Source organism: Klebsiella sp. JN_Kp122 (genome assembly GCF_040062085.1).
Classification (GTDB): Bacteria; Pseudomonadota; Gammaproteobacteria; order Enterobacterales; family Enterobacteriaceae; genus Klebsiella; species Klebsiella aerogenes.
In genome coordinates this window covers 53,598-69,880 of the sequence record NZ_JBEAHW010000047.1, presented here as the reverse complement: position 1 = coordinate 69,880, position 16,283 = coordinate 53,598, and the positions used below count along the sequence as shown (strand labels likewise).

18 protein-coding genes are annotated in these 16,283 nt (G+C 60.2%); 15 read left to right on the top strand and 3 right to left on the bottom strand.

Annotated features, from left to right (window positions below; translation table 11 throughout):
• Window positions 1-19: 19 nt before the first annotated feature.
• From cheW to ABLU78_RS21215, 10 genes are all read left to right on the top strand, one after another.
• A complete protein-coding gene (gene cheW, locus ABLU78_RS21260) occupies window positions 20-520 on the top strand; it encodes a chemotaxis protein CheW (protein ID WP_015367343.1) in 501 nt (166 codons plus the stop codon).
• Window positions 521-652: 132 nt separating this feature from the next.
• Window positions 653-2,323 (top strand): methyl-accepting chemotaxis protein, encoded by a 1,671-nt coding sequence (locus tag ABLU78_RS21255; RefSeq protein ID WP_015367342.1) that lies wholly within the window; start codon window positions 653-655, stop codon window positions 2,321-2,323.
• An 83-nt stretch (window positions 2,324-2,406) separates the two neighbouring features.
• Window positions 2,407-4,017, top strand: a complete 1,611-nt coding sequence (locus tag ABLU78_RS21250) for a methyl-accepting chemotaxis protein (protein ID WP_047054248.1) — start codon at window positions 2,407-2,409, stop codon at window positions 4,015-4,017.
• A 28-nt stretch (window positions 4,018-4,045) separates the two neighbouring features.
• Window positions 4,046-4,918 carry a protein-glutamate O-methyltransferase CheR gene (cheR, locus tag ABLU78_RS21245; RefSeq protein WP_015367340.1) on the top strand — a complete coding sequence of 291 codons (873 nt, stop codon included), beginning with the start codon at window positions 4,046-4,048 and terminating at the stop codon, window positions 4,916-4,918.
• Window positions 4,918-5,967: a chemotaxis response regulator protein-glutamate methylesterase gene (locus ABLU78_RS21240; protein WP_015367339.1), complete on the top strand. Its 1,050-nt coding sequence runs from the start codon at window positions 4,918-4,920 to the stop codon at window positions 5,965-5,967. The genes cheR and ABLU78_RS21240 overlap by 1 nt, the downstream gene beginning before the upstream one ends.
• Before the next feature lie 71 nt (window positions 5,968-6,038).
• Window positions 6,039-6,428 (top strand): chemotaxis response regulator CheY, encoded by a 390-nt coding sequence (cheY, locus tag ABLU78_RS21235; protein ID WP_015367338.1) that lies wholly within the window; start codon window positions 6,039-6,041, stop codon window positions 6,426-6,428.
• A gap of 10 nt (window positions 6,429-6,438) precedes the next feature.
• Window positions 6,439-7,083, top strand: coding sequence for a protein phosphatase CheZ (gene cheZ / locus ABLU78_RS21230; RefSeq protein ID WP_015367337.1), 645 nt, complete (start codon window positions 6,439-6,441; stop codon window positions 7,081-7,083).
• A 150-nt stretch (window positions 7,084-7,233) separates the two neighbouring features.
• On the top strand, window positions 7,234-8,385 hold the full coding sequence (gene flhB / locus ABLU78_RS21225; protein ID WP_015367336.1) for a flagellar biosynthesis protein FlhB: 1,152 nt from the start codon (window positions 7,234-7,236) through the stop codon (window positions 8,383-8,385).
• Window positions 8,378-10,456 (top strand): flagellar biosynthesis protein FlhA, encoded by a 2,079-nt coding sequence (flhA, locus tag ABLU78_RS21220; protein WP_042892844.1) that lies wholly within the window; start codon window positions 8,378-8,380, stop codon window positions 10,454-10,456. The genes flhB and flhA overlap by 8 nt, the downstream gene beginning before the upstream one ends.
• The gene (locus ABLU78_RS21215; protein WP_032707703.1) at window positions 10,456-10,860 is read left to right on the top strand and encodes a flagellar protein FlhE; all 405 of its coding nucleotides are present in this window, start codon (window positions 10,456-10,458) and stop codon (window positions 10,858-10,860) included. The genes flhA and ABLU78_RS21215 overlap by 1 nt, the downstream gene beginning before the upstream one ends.
• A 223-nt stretch (window positions 10,861-11,083) precedes the next feature.
• On the opposite strand, the gene flgN is transcribed toward ABLU78_RS21215, so the two are convergent.
• The 3 genes from flgN to flgA all read right to left on the bottom strand — a co-directional run bounded on the left by flgN (window position 11,084) and on the right by flgA (window position 12,558).
• On the bottom strand, window positions 11,084-11,518 hold the full coding sequence (gene flgN, locus ABLU78_RS21210) for a flagellar export chaperone FlgN (protein WP_048228619.1): 435 nt from the start codon (window positions 11,516-11,518) through the stop codon (window positions 11,084-11,086).
• 2 nt (window positions 11,519-11,520) lie between these two features.
• Window positions 11,521-11,844 (bottom strand): flagellar biosynthesis anti-sigma factor FlgM, encoded by a 324-nt coding sequence (gene flgM, locus ABLU78_RS21205; protein WP_015704933.1) that lies wholly within the window; start codon window positions 11,842-11,844, stop codon window positions 11,521-11,523.
• A 63-nt stretch (window positions 11,845-11,907) separates the two neighbouring features.
• Window positions 11,908-12,558, bottom strand: coding sequence for a flagellar basal body P-ring formation chaperone FlgA (gene flgA / locus ABLU78_RS21200; RefSeq protein WP_048228620.1), 651 nt, complete (start codon window positions 12,556-12,558; stop codon window positions 11,908-11,910).
• A 159-nt stretch (window positions 12,559-12,717) separates the two neighbouring features.
• Here flgA and flgB point away from each other — a divergent pair, with 159 nt between their 5' ends.
• From flgB to ABLU78_RS21175, 5 genes are read left to right on the top strand one after another with little or no spacing between them, the layout of a single operon-like run.
• On the top strand, window positions 12,718-13,131 hold the full coding sequence (gene flgB / locus ABLU78_RS21195; RefSeq protein WP_015367330.1) for a flagellar basal body rod protein FlgB: 414 nt from the start codon (window positions 12,718-12,720) through the stop codon (window positions 13,129-13,131).
• Between the two features lie 5 nt (window positions 13,132-13,136).
• Window positions 13,137-13,541, top strand: a complete 405-nt coding sequence (gene flgC / locus ABLU78_RS21190; RefSeq protein ID WP_015367329.1) for a flagellar basal body rod protein FlgC — start codon at window positions 13,137-13,139, stop codon at window positions 13,539-13,541.
• 12 nt (window positions 13,542-13,553) lie between these two features.
• Window positions 13,554-14,231, top strand: a complete 678-nt coding sequence (flgD, locus tag ABLU78_RS21185) for a flagellar hook assembly protein FlgD (protein WP_015367328.1) — start codon at window positions 13,554-13,556, stop codon at window positions 14,229-14,231.
• A gap of 44 nt (window positions 14,232-14,275) precedes the next feature.
• Window positions 14,276-15,490 carry a flagellar hook protein FlgE gene (gene flgE, locus ABLU78_RS21180; RefSeq protein ID WP_048228621.1) on the top strand — a complete coding sequence of 405 codons (1,215 nt, stop codon included), beginning with the start codon at window positions 14,276-14,278 and terminating at the stop codon, window positions 15,488-15,490.
• Between the two features lie 12 nt (window positions 15,491-15,502).
• Window positions 15,503-16,258: a flagellar basal body rod protein FlgF gene (locus ABLU78_RS21175; RefSeq protein ID WP_015704934.1), complete on the top strand. Its 756-nt coding sequence runs from the start codon at window positions 15,503-15,505 to the stop codon at window positions 16,256-16,258.
• The last annotated feature ends 25 nt before the right edge of the window (window positions 16,259-16,283 follow it).

The window sequence follows — 16,283 nt, the reverse complement described above, 5'->3', positions numbered from 1 at the left end:
AAATTAACAGGTGCAGACCATGGCAGGATTAGCAACCGTCAGCAAATTGGCTGGCGAAACGGTAGGTCAGGAGTTTTTAATCTTTACCCTCGGCAATGAAGAATACGGCATCGATATTCTGAAAGTGCAGGAGATCCGCGGCTATGACCAGGTGACGCGTATCGCCAACACCCCGGATTTCATCAAAGGCGTCACCAATCTGCGCGGGGTGATCGTGCCGATTATCGACCTGCGGGTAAAATTCGCCCAGCAGGGCGTCTCTTATGATGAAAACACGGTGGTTATCGTGCTTAACTTCGGCCAGCGGGTGGTGGGGATTGTGGTCGACGGCGTCTCTGACGTGTTGTCTCTCACCGCCGAACAGATCCGCCCGGCGCCGGAATTCGCGGTAACGCTGGCGACCGAGTATCTCACCGGTCTTGGCGCGCTCGGCGAGCGTATGTTGATTCTCGTCGATATCGAAAAGCTGCTCAGCAGCGAAGAGATGGCGCTGGTCGATAACGTCGCCAAAAGCCACTAAGCAAAGGGGCGCGCCCGGTCGCGCCCGGTAAAAATAGTCCCCGCCTGGCATAAAGTTCCCCTCTCGTACGCCGATAACCCTTTCAGTCACATACGTAAAGCCTGGCCGTTCAGGCTTCCAGGAAGGGGAAACATGTTTAATCGTATTAAGGTCGTCACCAGTCTCTTATTAGTGCTGGTGCTATTTGGCGCATTGCAGCTGATTTCAGGCGGTCTGTTTTTTTCGTCGCTGAAAAGCGATAAAGAGAACTTTACCGTCCTGCAAACCATCCGTCAGCAGCAGTTGCTGCTGAGTGAAAGTCGGGTCGATCTGCTGCAGGCGCGTAACTCCCTGAACCGCGCAGGGATCCGCTACATGATGGATACCAACAAAATCGGCAGCGGCGCGACTATCGACGAGCTGCTGGCGAAAGCGAAAGAAGAGCTGGCGCGCGCCGAACGCAACTACACCGCCTATGAAAAAATCCCGCAGGACCCGCGTCAGGATCCTCAGGCGACGGAAAAGCTTAAACAGCAGTATGGCATCCTGTACGGCGCGCTGTCGGAGCTGATCCAGCTGCTGGGCGAGGGTAAAATCAACGCCTTCTTCGACCAGCCGACGCAAAAATACCAGGACGATTTCGAGCAGACCTATAACGCCTATCTGCAGCAAAACGGCAAGCTGTATCAAATCGCCGTTGACGCTAGCAACAGCTCGTATAGCTCGGCGATCTGGACCTTAATTGTGGTCATCATCGTGGTGCTGGCGGCGATCGTCGGCGTGTGGATGGGTATCCACCATATCCTGGTGCGCCCGCTGAACCGCATGATTGAACACATCAAACGGATCGCGTCCGGCGACCTGACCCAGCCTATCCCGGTGACCAGCCGTAATGAAATCGGCGTGCTGGCCGCCAGCCTCAAGCACATGCAGAACGAGCTTATCGAAACGGTGAGCGGCGTGCGTCAGGGGGCGGATGCTATCTATAGCGGCGCGTCGGAAATCGCCGCCGGGAATAACGATCTCTCATCGCGCACCGAACAGCAGGCGGCATCGCTGGAAGAGACCGCCGCCAGTATGGAACAGCTGACAGCGACGGTGAAACAGAACGCCGAAAACGCGCGTCAGGCCAGCCAGCTGGCGCTGAGCGCCTCCGAAACTGCGCAGAAGGGTGGCAAAGTGGTGGCTAACGTGGTGGAAACCATGCACGACATCGCCAGCAGCTCGCAGAAAATTGCCGATATCACCGGCGTTATCGACGGTATCGCCTTCCAGACCAACATCCTGGCGCTTAACGCCGCGGTAGAAGCGGCGCGTGCGGGTGAACAAGGTCGCGGCTTCGCGGTCGTGGCGGGCGAAGTCCGCAACCTGGCGCAGCGCAGCGCCCAGGCGGCCAAAGAGATCAAAGCGCTGATCGAAGACTCGGTCAACCGTGTGGATATGGGCTCGGTACTGGTGGAAAGCGCCGGCGACACCATGGGCGATATCGTCAATGCGGTCACCCGCGTGACCGACATCATGGGCGAAATCGCCTCTGCTTCCGATGAACAGAGCCGCGGTATCGACCAGGTCGGCCAGGCGGTAGCGGAAATGGATCGCGTCACCCAGCAGAACGCCTCGCTGGTGGAGGAGTCGGCCTCGGCCGCCGCCGCGCTGGAAGAGCAGGCCAGCCTGCTGACGCAGTCGGTTGCCGTCTTCCGTCTGAAGTCGGAAGGGCAGGAGGAGTATAAAGCGCCGGTCAGCAATAAAACCGCGCCTGCCGCCATCGCTACGCATAAAAAAACCAGCGCCAGCGACTACCAGGATAACTGGGAGACGTTCTAACGGGTACCGGCCGCCGCATCCCTACACGCGGCGGCCTCTCTTGCGTTGTAAGCCGGCCAAGACCGGCTACCAAGGAGATTGCTATGTTTAACCGAATCCGTATCTCTACCAGTCTTTTCCTGCTGCTGATCTCCTTTTGCATCATGCAACTGATCAGCACCGGGCTCTCTTACGTCGCGCTACGCGCCGACAACCACAATCTTGAACGTATTACCGTCAGTAGCCAGCAGCGCGATGCGCTTAGCCTGAGCTGGGTATCGCTGCTACAGGCGCGAAATACCCTTAACCGCGCCGGTACCCGTGCGGCGCTGAAGGTGCCGCAGGAGCAGGTGGATGCGCTGATGGGCGGCGCCCGCAGCTCGCTGCAAAAAGCCGATCTCTATTTTAACCAGTTCCTCGACACGCCTCGCGCGGATGAGCAGGAACAGCAGTTGGCCGATGCCACGCGCGATAGCTACGAGAAGCTACGCGGCGCGCTGCGCGAACTGATCGTGTTCCTCGAAAATCGCAACCTGCAGGCCTTTATGGACCAGCCGACGCAGAAAATACAGGACCGCTTCGAGGCCGACTTTGTGCAATATCTGCAGCTGGCGAAGGCGACGACCGATGAAGCCAGCGCCTCCAGCCAGCAGGCCTACGGCTGGTCAATCTGGTTGGTTGCCGGGGCGGTGCTGATGCTCTTGGTAGTCACCCTCAGCGCGATGTGGTGGCTGCGAACCATGCTGGTGCAGCCGCTGAATACTATTCGCGGCCATTTCGAACGTATCGCCAGCGGCGATCTTTCGGCGCCGATTGAGGTCTATGGGCGTAACGAAATCAGCCAGCTATTTGCCAGCCTGCAGCGCATGCAACAGTCGCTGATTGGTACCGTCGGCGCGGTGCGCGACGGCGCGGAGTCGATTCTTATCGGCCTGCAGGAGATTTCAGAAGGCAACAACGATCTCTCCTCGCGCACCGAACAACAGGCGGCTTCGCTGGAAGAGACCGCCGCCAGTATGGAACAGCTAACGGCGACGGTAAAACAGAATGCCGATAACGCCCGCCAGGCATCGCAGCTGGCGCGTGATGCCTCCTCCACCGCCGCCAAAGGCGGCGAGCTGGCGGATGACGTGGTTACCACGATGCACGACATCGCCAACAGTTCGCAAAAAATCGGCGCCATTACCAGCGTCATCGACGGCATCGCCTTCCAGACCAATATTCTGGCGCTTAACGCGGCGGTGGAGGCGGCGCGCGCCGGTGAGCAGGGGCGCGGCTTTGCGGTGGTTGCCGGTGAAGTGCGCAACCTGGCCAGCCGCAGCGCCCAGGCGGCAAAAGAAATTAAGCTACTGATCGATGAATCCGTCAGCCGCGTCAAACACGGCTCGGTGCTGGTGGAAAATTCCGGCGCCACCATGCAGGACATCGTGCGCTCGGTCACCCGGGTGACCGACATCATGGGCGAAATCGCCTCCGCCTCCGATGAGCAGAGCCGCGGCATTGAGCAGGTGACGCAGGCGGTTACCCAGATGGATCAGGTCACGCAACAGAACGCCGCCCTGGTGGTGGAATCGGCTTCCGCCGCCGCTGCGCTGGAAGAGCAGGCGATTACTCTCGCCGATGCAGTGGCGGTATTCCGTCTGGCGGACGACAACTTCGTCGCGCCGGAAACCTCATCCACGGTAAAGGAGACCCTGGATTGTCAAACCGCATAAACCGCTCGTATTTTGCCGGTGAGTCGGCATGAAGCAGACGACATCAACCGCGGCGCGTGAAAGCGGATCGGCGCTGGCGCAGATGGCTCAGCGTCTGCCGCTCTCCGACGCACATTTTCGCCGCATCAGCCAGCTTATCTATCAGCGTGCCGGGATCGTGCTGGCGGCGCATAAGCGCGAGATGGTGTACAACCGGCTGGTGCGCCGTTTGCGTCTGCTGGGCATTCATGATTTCGGCGACTACCTGGCGCTGCTGGAAAGCGACCCGCACAGCGCCGAGTGGCAGGCGTTTATCAATGCGCTGACCACCAACCTGACCGCCTTTTTTCGCGAGGCGCACCACTTTCCGATTCTGGCGGAGCATGCGCGCTCGCGTCCCGGGAACTATAGCGTGTGGAGCACCGCCGCCTCGACCGGCGAAGAACCTTACTCCATCGCCATTACGCTCGGTGATGCGCTCGGGGAACGTGCGGGCAGTTGCCAGGTATGGGCCAGCGATATTGACACCCAGGTGCTGGAGAAAGCGGAAGCGGGGATTTATCGCCATGAAGATCTGCGCACTCTGACGCCAATCCAGATGCAGCGTTATTTTCTGCGCGGCACCGGGCCGCATCAGGGGCTGGTGCGCGTGCGTCAGGAGCTGGCGGCGCGGGTCAACTTCCAGCCGCTGAATCTGCTGGCGGCGGAGTGGGCGCTGCCGGGGCCGTTCGACGCGATTTTTTGCCGCAACGTGATGATCTATTTCGATAAACCGACGCAGGAGCGCATCCTGCGCCGCTTTGTCCCCTTGCTTAAACCGGGGGGGCTGCTGTTTGCCGGTCACTCCGAGAATTTCAGCCAGATCAGCCGGGATTTCTACCTGCGTGGACAGACCGTATATGGGCTGACCAAGGAGAAGTGATGAGTAAAATCAGAGTGTTATGTGTTGATGATTCGGCCCTGATGCGCCAGTTGATGACCGAGATCGTCAATGGCCACGCCGATATGGAGATGGTGGCGGTGGCCCCGGACCCGCTGGTCGCACGGGATCTGATCAAAAAATTTAACCCACAGGTGCTGACGCTGGACGTCGAAATGCCGCGCATGGACGGCCTCGATTTCCTCGAAAAGCTGATGCGCCTGCGGCCGATGCCGGTGGTGATGGTTTCATCGCTGACCGGTAAAGGTTCGGAAATTACCCTGCGCGCGCTGGAGCTGGGGGCGGTGGATTTCGTCACCAAACCGCAGCTCGGGATCCGCGAAGGCATGCTGGCCTACAGCGAACTGATAGGCGAAAAGATCCGCACCGCCGCACGGGCGCGGCTGCCGCAGCGGGCCAATGACCAGCCGCCGGCCATTTTAAGCCACGGACCGCTGCTGAGCAGCGAGAAGCTGATCGCCATTGGTGCTTCCACCGGCGGCACCGAAGCGATTCGTCAGGTGCTACAACCGTTGCCGGCCACCAGTCCGGCGCTGCTGATCACCCAGCATATGCCGCCGGGATTTACCCGCTCGTTTGCCGAACGGTTGAATAAGCTGTGCCAGATCACGGTGAAAGAGGCGGAAGAGGGCGAACGCGTGCTCCCGGGACATGCCTATATTGCGCCTGGGGATCGCCATCTGGAACTGGCGCGTAGCGGCGCTAACTATCAGGTCAAGTTGCACGATGGCCCGGCGGTAAATCGCCATCGTCCCTCGGTGGATGTGCTGTTTCGCTCGGTGGCCCGCCACGCCGGGCGCAATGCGGTGGGGGTGATCCTCACCGGCATGGGCAACGACGGCGCGCAGGGGATGCTGGAGATGCATCGCGCCGGGGCCTATACCCTGGCGCAGAGTGAGGCGAGCTGCGTGGTGTTCGGCATGCCGCGCGAGGCCATCGCCAGCGGTGGGGTCAACGAAGTGGTTGAACTGGAGCGCATGAGCCAACGCATGCTGGCGCAGATCGCCGGCGGCCAGGCGCTGCGAATTTAAATTCACGCCGCCAGGAAGTCCCGGCGGCGTGGTGTGAAGTGAGTTAAAAATGACACTGTTCAGGGGTAGTAATGGCAGATAAGAATCTCCGTTTTCTGGTCGTCGACGACTTTTCCACCATGCGTCGTATCATCAGAAATTTGCTTAAAGAGCTCGGCTTCAACAACGTCGAAGAGGCGGAAGATGGCGCGGACGCGCTAAATAAGCTGCGGGCCAGCAGCTTTGATTTCGTGGTCTCCGACTGGAACATGCCTAACGTTGACGGCCTGGAGCTGCTGCAGACCATTCGTGCCGATGCCGCGCTGGCGGCGATGCCGGTATTGATGGTGACGGCGGAAGCGAAAAAAGAAAATATTATTGCCGCCGCGCAGGCAGGCGCCAGCGGTTATGTGGTGAAACCTTTTACGGCGGCGACGCTGGAAGAAAAGCTCAACAAGATTTTTGAAAAATTGGGCATGTAAGGAGAGGGCGATGAGAGAGATTCCAATGCCTGCCAGCGATGCAGCGACCGCGGGAGAGATAATCTCCCGTATCGGCCAGCTCACCCGTATGCTGCGCGACAGCATGCGCGAGCTGGGGCTCGATCAGGCGATTGCCCAGGCGGCCGAGGCGATCCCGGATGCCCGCGACCGTCTTGATTACGTTGTCACCATGACGGCGCAGGCGGCGGAACGGGCGTTGAGCTGCGTGGAGGCGGCGCAGCCGCGCCAGGCCGAACTGGAGTCCGGCGCCAGCGCGCTAAAATCGCGCTGGGATGAGTGGTTCGCTAATCCGATCGAACTGGACGACGCGCGCGCGCTGGTGACCGACACCCGTGAGTATCTGGATCAGGTGCCGGGCCATACCTCCTTTACCAACGCCCAACTGATGGAAATCATGATGGCGCAGGATTTCCAGGACCTGACCGGTCAGGTTATCAAGCGCATGATGGACGTGGTGCAGGAAATTGAAAAGCAGCTGCTGATGGTGCTGATGGAAAACATGCCGGAACCGCCGGTGAAAGAGAAACGGGCCAACGATAGCCTGCTCAACGGCCCGCAGCTTGACCAGAACGGCGTCGGCGTCATCGCCAACCAGGCGCAGGTTGACGATCTGCTCGATAGTCTCGGTTTCTGACCAGGCGGGGCGCAGAACGCTGCGCCCCTGCCGCCTTTCCCTCATCCGTGAAATAACCCCTCTTTTTCGCCGTTGTTCCGCCAATGACTTCGCCATTTTTTTGGCATGCTGACCGCCATTCTTTACCCTCCCGACACAGGAACTGCAGGCTTGGCGGAAGACAGCGATCTGGAAAAAAGCGAGGCCCCCACCGCCCACCGGTTGGAGAAGGCGCGTGAAGAGGGCCAGATCCCGCGCTCGCGCGAGCTGACCTCGGTACTCATGCTGGTGGCCGGGCTCGCCATTATCCTGATGTCCGGCAGCAATATCACTCGCCAACTGGCGGAGATGCTGACGCAGGGCCTGCACTTTGACCACGGGATGGTCAGCAATGACAAACAAATGCTGCGCCAGCTGGGAATGCTGCTGCGTCAGGCGGTGCTGGCATTGCTGCCGGTAATGGCCGGGCTGGTGCTGGTGGCGCTGGCCGCGCCGATGCTGCTTGGCGGCATTTTATTCAGCACCAAGTCGCTCAAATTCGATCTTAAACGGCTGAATCCGCTTTCCGGTCTGAAACGCATGTTCTCCACCCAGGTGCTGGCGGAGCTGTTAAAAGGGATCCTCAAAGCCACGCTGGTCGGTTGGGTAACCGGGCTGTACCTATGGCACAACTGGGCGGCGATGCTGCATCTGATGACCCAACAGCCGCTCGACGCGTTGGCCAATGCGCTGCAGATGATCCTCTATTGCGGATTTCTGGTGGTGCTCGGATTGACGCCGATGGTGGCGTTTGACGTTTTTTATCAGCTGTGGAGCCACTTCAAAAAGCTGAAGATGACCAAACAGGATATCCGCGACGAATTCAAAGATCAGGAAGGCGACCCGCATGTTAAAGGGCGGATCCGTCAACAGCAGCGGGCGATTGCCCAGCGGCGGATGATGGCCGATGTGCCGAAAGCGGACGTGATAGTCACTAACCCGACCCACTATGCCGTGGCGTTGCAGTACAACGATAAAAAAATGAGCGCGCCGAAGGTGTTGGCTAAAGGGGCGGGGGAGATTGCGCTGCGCATTCGCGAACTGGGAGCGCAACACCGTATTCCGATGCTTGAAGCGCCGCCGCTGGCCCGCGCGCTCTATCGCCATAGCGAGATTGGCCAGCATATTCCCGCCACCCTCTATGCCGCGGTCGCCGAAGTGCTGGCCTGGGTTTATCAGCTGCGCCGCTGGCGGCGCGAGGGCGGCCTGATCCCGAAAAAACCTCAACGTTTACCGGTGCCGGAAGCACTGGATTTTGCAAAAGAGAGTGACTCTGATGGCTAATTTGGCCTCCCTGCTGCGTTTGCCGGGGAATGTTAAAGATACGCAATGGCAGGTTCTGGCCGGCCCGATCCTGATCCTGCTGATTTTGTCGATGATGGTGCTGCCGCTGCCGGCGTTTATCCTCGACCTGCTTTTTACTTTCAATATCGCGTTGTCGATCATGGTGCTGCTGGTGGCGATGTTTACCCAGCGCACGCTGGACTTCGCCGCGTTTCCGACCATTCTGCTGTTCTCGACGCTGCTGCGCCTGTCGCTCAACGTCGCCTCGACGCGCATCATTTTGATGGAAGGGCACACCGGGGCCGCCGCCGCGGGGCGGGTCGTGGAGGCCTTTGGTCACTTCCTGGTCGGCGGTAATTTCGCCATTGGTATCGTGGTGTTTATCATCCTCGTGCTGATCAACTTCATGGTTATCACCAAAGGCGCCGGGCGTATCGCCGAAGTGGGGGCGCGTTTCGTACTCGACGGCATGCCGGGTAAGCAAATGGCGATCGATGCCGACATGAACGCCGGGCTTATCGGTGAAGAAGAGGCGAAAAAACGCCGCGCGGAAGTCACGCAGGAAGCCGATTTCTACGGCTCGATGGACGGCGCCAGCAAGTTTGTTCGCGGCGATGCCATCGCCGGGCTAATGATTATGGTGATTAACGTGGTCGGCGGACTGCTGGTCGGCGTGGTGCAGCACGGTATGGAGCTGGGGGCGGCGGCGGAAAGCTACACCTTGCTGACCATCGGCGACGGGCTGGTGGCGCAAATCCCGGCGCTGGTGATCTCTACCGCCGCCGGGGTCATCGTTACCCGGGTGGCGACCGATCAGGATGTCGGCGAACAGATGGTCGGCCAGCTATTCAATAACCCGAAGGTCATGCTGCTGTGTGCCGCGGTACTTGGGCTGCTGGGGCTGGTGCCGGGGATGCCGAACCTGGTTTTCCTGCTGTTTACCGCCGCGTTGCTCGGGCTGGCCTGGTGGCTGCGCGGGCGCGACAAACAGGCGCCGAAAGCCGCCGACGAACCCATCGTGCAGGAGAATACTCAGGCCGCGGAAGCCAGTTGGGCGGACGTTCAGTTGGAAGATCCGCTGGGCATGGAAGTGGGTTACCGGCTGATCCCGATGGTCGATTTTCAGCAAAATGGCGAGCTGTTGGGGCGTATCCGCGGTATCCGCAAAAAATTCGCCCAGGAGATGGGCTATCTGCCGCCGGTGGTGCATATCCGCGATAACCTCGAACTGGCGCCCGCCCGCTACCGCATTCTGATGAAAGGCGTGGAAATTGGCAGCGGCGAAGCGCAGCCTGGGCGCTGGCTGGCGATTAACCCCGGCAACGCTATTGGCGAGCTGGCGGGGGATAAAACTATCGATCCGGCCTTCGGTCTGGAGGCGGTGTGGATTGATAGCGCGTTGCGCGAGCAGGCGCAAATACAGGGCTATACGGTGGTGGAGGCCAGTACGGTGGTGGCGACCCATCTCAACCACCTCATCGGCCAGTTCGCCAGCGAACTGTTTGGCCGCCAGGAGACGCAGCAGCTACTCGACCGTGTGTCGCAGGAGATGCCGAAGCTGACCGAAGATTTCGTACCGGGCGTGGTATCGCTGACCACGCTGCATAAGGTGTTGCAGAATCTGCTGGCCGAGCGAGTGTCGATCCGCGATATGCGTACCATTATCGAGACGCTGGCGGAACATGCGCCGACGCAAAGCGATCCTTACGAGCTGACCACCGTCGTGCGTGTGGCGCTGGGGCGGGCGATTGCCCAGCAGTGGTTCCCTGGCAATGGCGAAATTCAGGTTATCGGCCTGGATACCCAACTGGAACGACTGCTGCTGCAGGCGCTGCAGGGCGGCGGCGGTCTCGAACCGGGGCTTGCCGACCGCCTGCTGGAGCAGGCGCGGCAGGCGCTGCAGCGCCAGGAGATGCTCAGCGCGCCGCCGGTGCTGTTGGTTAACCACGCGCTGCGCCCGCTGCTGGCGCGCTTCCTGCGCCGTAGCCTGCCGCAGATGGCGGTGCTTTCCAACCTGGAGATCAACGACGATCGCCAGATTCGTATGACCTCAACCATTGGAGCGGCCTGATGACGCGCTATCTTCCTTTATTTTGCCTTTTATTGCCGGTTACCGCCGGCGCGGCATCGGGCTCATGGATTGCCGAAGGGCCCGGCGTCACCCTTGAACAGGGCGGGATGAGTGATTCTTCCGCCGCGCTGCTGCCGCCCAATACGCTGCCTGGCGGCAATGCGCGCATCGAGACCGTTAGCTGGCGCTATCGTCTGCTGTCAGCGGAGCCGGCGGGGCTGCAGGTGCATTTATGTAGCCTGAATCGCTGTATTCCGCTGACCAGCGCCAGCGGCACCAGCCACGCGTTGGCAGGCGAGGCGGCAGATGGGCCGCTGCGTTTTGTCTATTCCGTACAGACCCGCGGGCCGTTAAACCCGCCGCTGCGGGCGATTGCCAATCAGGTTATCGTTAATTATCAGTAGTCGCAGGGGAAAGTTTTGTATTAATACAGACCGTAGGCCGGATAAGGCGCAGCCGCCATCCGGCGCGAAAATGGCTCGTTACCCGCGGTTATTGCCCGGCGGCGCTGCGCTTGCGCGGGCCTACAGATCACATGCCGGCGTAGGTCAGGTAAGCGTAGCGCCACCTGACAAAAAACGGCGCTACGGATAACCGTCGCCATGGGGGAAATACAGAGAAAGGGTGTCAGACGCCGATTTTACGGCCCAGCAGACTGGCGGCGCGCGACTGACCGTCCGGCCCGTACAGCGATTTATTATTCTTGCTAAGAATTGCCAGCGCCTGCTGGTTATGGGCGATCTGTTGATTGAGCAACAGGCCGTTATGCTGATTCTTTTCACGCAGGTTCTGGCTTAACTGCTGGATCTGCCGCCAGCGTTCGCCGAAGCTTTCATGGCCCGGGTAAGGCGCGCGTAGCGCAAGGTTGGCTTCCAGCGCCGGGCGCTGTTGTTCAAGCCAGGTCACCGTCGCCAGCAGTTGACTCTTGCTATCGGTGACGCGCTGCAGCGCCACGCCGGGCAGTTCATCCGCACACAGCAATTGTTGCTCTTGCGCCAGCACGTCATCCAGCGCCCGCAGGGTTTCCGCCAGTTTATCCAGCAGAGTGCGTAATCTGTCCATCATCAGGCCTTATCTGTTTTGCTACCGGCAAGGCGCTGGATATCGTTGTGCGCATCCTGCAGCAGGGCGTCGGCGATTTTGCCCGCGTCCATTTTCAGTTCGCCGCTACGAATCGCCTGTTTGATAGCCTCGACCCGGTTCATATCAATATCCTGGGTGCCCGGCTGCATCAGCCGCGCCTGCGCATCGCTCAGTTTCACTTTGGTGGCGCTAACGGCGGTTTCCGCCGCGGTGGCCTTGCGCGGCTGAAGCGGGTTGTCGGCCGGGGTTTCACGCGGCTGCACCGTGGAAACCGGCTGTAACCGCTGGGTGCGATCGATACTCATGGTCCATCTCCAAAATGGGTTTCTAATGGGGTTATCGGCAGGGGCTGGCAAACCTTTACTTTTTTATAACGTAATACGGATGGATCCATCCTCCCCGGCGATACCGCTGACGATTTTGCCGGAAACCATGCGCACGCGCACGCTATCTTCGGCTGCCGCGTTATTCATCGCCTTACCGGCACCGCTGATGCTAAAGCCGTCCCCCTCGGCCATGACCTGCACTGGCTGACCGGCTTTGATCACCCACGCGCGACGCAACATAGAGAGCGTCAGCGGTTGGCCTGGGCTGATATTCCGCAGCGTCACCGCGCCCAGCGCTTTTTTGCTGTCGGTCAGCGTACGCGGCGGCAGGGTATCGAGCCTGCCTGATTTTAGCACCACATCCGCCGGGGTCAGCGGCGTTCCGCCGCTAATACCGTGCGCCGCCGTCAGATAACGGCCAAATACCTGCACCTGGGTCTGAATAAACCGCCGCTCCTGCCCGCAGCGGGCGGAGACGCTGATATTGCCGCCGATTCGCGCATTGGGCGCCAGCGACAGCTGCGGTAATTCACACGGCGGCCACTGGGCGGGCGGCGTGCGCACCAGCACTTTCACCTGCACGGCATTATCGTTGAATTTACTTTTAATGAAGCTTTCGATTTGTGTCGCCAGCGTGTCGGCGCGGGCGCTCAGGCTGCACAGCAGGCCGACCAGCAGGATTTTACTTTTCATCGCGTTCCCCTCACGCCACCCGGAAAGGGGTTAAGTGTAACGGCTGCCCCGAGGGACTAAACAGATAAATAGCGGCCCATTTTGCCCCTATTCCCGCGATAGGTTGGCGCAGGGGGCGTTTATGCTGTCGGCTCCAAATTCTAACCTTGCGGAGGGAGCATGCTCGACAAACTGGACGCTGCTCTGCGTTTTGGCCAGGAGGCGCTGAACCTGCGCGCCCAGCGCCAGGAAATACTGGCCGCCAATATCGCCAACGCAGACACGCCGGGCTATCAGGCGCGGGATATCGATTTCGCCAGCCAACTGAATAAAGTCCTGCAACAGGGGCGGGTAAACGGCAACGGCATGGCGCTGAACCTGACGGCGGCGCGTCATATTCCGGCGCAGACCATGCAGCCGCCGGAGCTGGATCTGCTGTTCCGGGTGCCGGACCAGCCGTCGATGGACGGCAACACGGTGGACATGGATCGCGAACGCACCAACTTCGCTGACAACAGCCTGAAATATCAGACCGACCTGACGCTGCTCAACGGTCAGATCAAGGGAATGATGTCGGTGCTGCAACAAGGATAAGGCCAATGTCTTTACTCAATATTTTTGATATCTCCGGCTCGGCGCTCTCGGCCCAGTCACAGCGGATGAATGTCAGCGCCAGCAATATGGCCAACGCCGATAGCGTCACCGGCCCGGATGGCGAACCCTATCGCGCGAAGCAGGTGGTGTTCGAAGTGGCCGCGGCACCAGGGCAGCAGACAGGCGGCGTGCGCGTCTCGCAGGTGGTCGATGACCCGGCGCCCGCGCGGATGGTTTATCAACCGGGTAATCCGCTGGCCGATGCTAAGGGTTATGTACGGATGCCGAACGTCGATGTGGTAAGCGAAATGGTTAACACCATCTCCGCCTCCCGCAGCTATCAGGCCAACGTCGAAGTGCTCAACACCACTAAGTCGATGATGATGAAAACCCTGACGTTGGGTCAGTAACCGGAGCTCCCGATGGCTATTGCCGCAACCACCAATGAATCGACCAACAACGCGGTTCTTGATTCCGCCAGCAAAAGCAGCACCAGCCAGGATCTGCATAACAGCTTCCTGACATTGCTGGTGGCGCAGTTGAAAAATCAGGACCCGACCAACCCGATGCAGAACAACGAGCTTACCTCGCAGCTGGCGCAGATTAATACCGTACAAGGCATCGAAAAACTCAACACCACCCTTGGCGCGATCTCCGGGCAGATCAACAGCAACCAGTCGCTGCAGGCCAGCGCGCTGATCGGCCACGGCGTGATGGTACCGGGTAATAACATTCTGGTCGGCAGCAAAGAAGGCCAGGTCAGCACCACGCCGTTTGGCGTCGAACTGGAGCGCGCCGCCGACCAGGTGACGGCAACCATCACCAACGCCAACGGCCAGGTGGTGCGGACCATTGAGATTGGCGGCCTCACCGCCGGGGTGCACGCCTTCACCTGGGACGGCTCGCTGGATGATGGTACCGCCGCGCCGGACGGTGCCTATAAAGTGGCGATTAACGCCAAGGGCAACGGCGAGCAGCTGGTGGCGCGTAGCCTGCACTTCGGCATGGTTAACGGTGTGATTAACGACAGCAACGGCGCGAAGCTGGATCTCGGCCTGGCCGGTAACGCCAGTCTCGAAGAAGTGCGGCAGATCCTGTAATTCGCACCTGATTTTATCGATATCCTCAATATTTGGAGAGTAACATGGCCTTTTCTCAGGCAGTCAGCGGCTTAAATGCGGCGGCCACCAATCTCGACGTGATTGGCAACAATATCGCTAACTCCGCGACTGCGGGTTTCAAATCCGGCAGCGTGTCGTTCGCCGATATGTTCGCCGGTTCGCAGGTCGGACTGGGGGTTAAAGTCTCCGGGATCACCCAGAACTTTAAAGGCGGCACCACTACCGGCACCAGCCGCGCGCTGGATGTGGCGATTAACGGCAACGGCTTCTTCCGCATGCAGGATAAAGACGGCGGTATTTTCTATACCCGCAACGGCCAGTTTAAGCTGGACGAAAACCGTAATTTGACCAATATGCAGGGGCTGCAGCTGACCGGCTATCCGGCCGCCGGCACGCCGCCGACCATTCAGCAGGGTGCCAACCCGGTACCGCTGAGCATTCCCGAAGGGATGATGAACGCCAAAGCATCGACTTCCGGCGAAATGGTCGCCAACCTAAAGTCGACGCATAAAGTGCCGGAGAACAAGACCTTCGACCCGGCGAAGCAGGACAGCTATAACTACGTCAACACCATCACCGCCTACGATTCGCTGGGTAACGCCCACAACATCAACGCCTATTTCGTGAAAACCGACGATAACAAATGGCAGGTCTATACCCAGGACGGCAGCGCGGCTGCGGTCAGCGCGGGCACCATGGAGTTCAATACCAGCGGCAACCTGGTCAGCGTTAACGGCCAGGCGGGCGAGTTCAGCATGACCATTCCGATGAGCGTGAAAGACGGCGCCCCGGCGCAGAACTTCACGCTCAGCTTCGCCGGTAGTATGCAGCAGAACGTCGGTAGCGATTCGGTGAGTAAAGTGGCGCAGGATGGTTATGCCGCCGGTGAATACACCAACTTCCAGATTAACGATGACGGTACCGTCGTCGGTATCTATTCCAACCAACAGACCCAGGTCCTGGGGCAGATTGTGATGGCCAACTTCTCCAACCCGGAAGGGCTGGCGTCGCAGGGCGATAACGTCTGGCAGGAGACCGGCGCCTCCGGCCAGCCACGGGTGGGACTCTCCGGCGGCGGCGGTTTTGGCAAGCTGACCAGCGGCGCGCTGGAGTCTTCCAACGTCGACCTGAGCCAGGAGCTGGTGAACATGATTGTCGCCCAGCGTAACTATCAGTCCAACGCCCAGACCATCAAGACGCAGGATTCGATCCTGCAGACGCTGGTCAGCCTGCGCTAACGGAACTGAGTTATGGATCACGCGATTTATACCGCGATGGGCGCCGCGCGCCAGACGCTGGAGCAACAGTCGATTACCGCCAACAATCTCGCCAACGCCTCGACGCCGGGCTTTCGCGCCCAGCTCGCCGCGCTGCGCGCAGTGCCGGTTGACGGGCCGAGCCTCGCCACCCGCACGCTGGTGGCGGCCTCGACGCCGGGCGCCGATATGAGCCAGGGGGCGCTGAACTACACCGGGCGCCCGCTGGACGTGGCGCTGCAGCAGGACGGTTTTCTGGCGCTCAGCCTGCCGGGCGGCGGCGAAGCCTATACCCGCAACGGCAGCATTCAGGTTTCGGCTAACGGTCAGTTGACGGTGCAGGGAATGCCGCTGCAGGGCGACGGCGGGCCGATTGAGGTACCGCCATCGGCGGAAATCACTATCGCGGCCGACGGCACCATTTCGGCGCTGAACCCCGGTGACCCACCGAACACCATCGCGCAGATTGGCCGCCTGAAGCTGGTGAAAGCCGATGCGCGCGAAGTGATGCGCGGCGATGACGGCCTGTTCCGCCTGACCCCGGAAACCCAGCAGCGCCGCGGCAATCTGTTGGCCAACGACCCGCAGGTGCGGGTCATGCCGGGCGTGCTGGAGGGCAGTAACGTCAAGCCGATGGAGACCATGGTCGATATGATCGCCAACGCCCGTCGCTTTGAAATGCAAATGAAGGTCATCCACAGCGTGGATGAGAACGAACAGCGGGCGAACTCTCTGCTGTCAGTCAGCTGATAGCCAGTCGGCCCGCGGCCAAAGG

Coding starts and splice junctions, on each gene's coding strand:
- cheW (WP_015367343.1), top strand. CDS start 20: ATGGCAGGATTAGCAACCGTCAGCAAATTGGCTGGCGAAACGGTAGGT.
- ABLU78_RS21255 (WP_015367342.1), top strand. CDS start 653: ATGTTTAATCGTATTAAGGTCGTCACCAGTCTCTTATTAGTGCTGGTG.
- ABLU78_RS21250 (WP_047054248.1), top strand. CDS start 2,407: ATGTTTAACCGAATCCGTATCTCTACCAGTCTTTTCCTGCTGCTGATC.
- cheR (WP_015367340.1), top strand. CDS start 4,046: ATGAAGCAGACGACATCAACCGCGGCGCGTGAAAGCGGATCGGCGCTG.
- ABLU78_RS21240 (WP_015367339.1), top strand. CDS start 4,918: ATGAGTAAAATCAGAGTGTTATGTGTTGATGATTCGGCCCTGATGCGC.
- cheY (WP_015367338.1), top strand. CDS start 6,039: ATGGCAGATAAGAATCTCCGTTTTCTGGTCGTCGACGACTTTTCCACC.
- cheZ (WP_015367337.1), top strand. CDS start 6,439: ATGAGAGAGATTCCAATGCCTGCCAGCGATGCAGCGACCGCGGGAGAG.
- flhA (WP_042892844.1), top strand. CDS start 8,378: ATGGCTAATTTGGCCTCCCTGCTGCGTTTGCCGGGGAATGTTAAAGAT.
- ABLU78_RS21215 (WP_032707703.1), top strand. CDS start 10,456: ATGACGCGCTATCTTCCTTTATTTTGCCTTTTATTGCCGGTTACCGCC.
- flgN (WP_048228619.1), bottom strand. CDS start 11,518: ATGGACAGATTACGCACTCTGCTGGATAAACTGGCGGAAACCCTGCGG.
- flgM (WP_015704933.1), bottom strand. CDS start 11,844: ATGAGTATCGATCGCACCCAGCGGTTACAGCCGGTTTCCACGGTGCAG.
- flgA (WP_048228620.1), bottom strand. CDS start 12,558: ATGAAAAGTAAAATCCTGCTGGTCGGCCTGCTGTGCAGCCTGAGCGCC.
- flgB (WP_015367330.1), top strand. CDS start 12,718: ATGCTCGACAAACTGGACGCTGCTCTGCGTTTTGGCCAGGAGGCGCTG.
- flgC (WP_015367329.1), top strand. CDS start 13,137: ATGTCTTTACTCAATATTTTTGATATCTCCGGCTCGGCGCTCTCGGCC.
- flgD (WP_015367328.1), top strand. CDS start 13,554: ATGGCTATTGCCGCAACCACCAATGAATCGACCAACAACGCGGTTCTT.
- flgE (WP_048228621.1), top strand. CDS start 14,276: ATGGCCTTTTCTCAGGCAGTCAGCGGCTTAAATGCGGCGGCCACCAAT.
- ABLU78_RS21175 (WP_015704934.1), top strand. CDS start 15,503: ATGGATCACGCGATTTATACCGCGATGGGCGCCGCGCGCCAGACGCTG.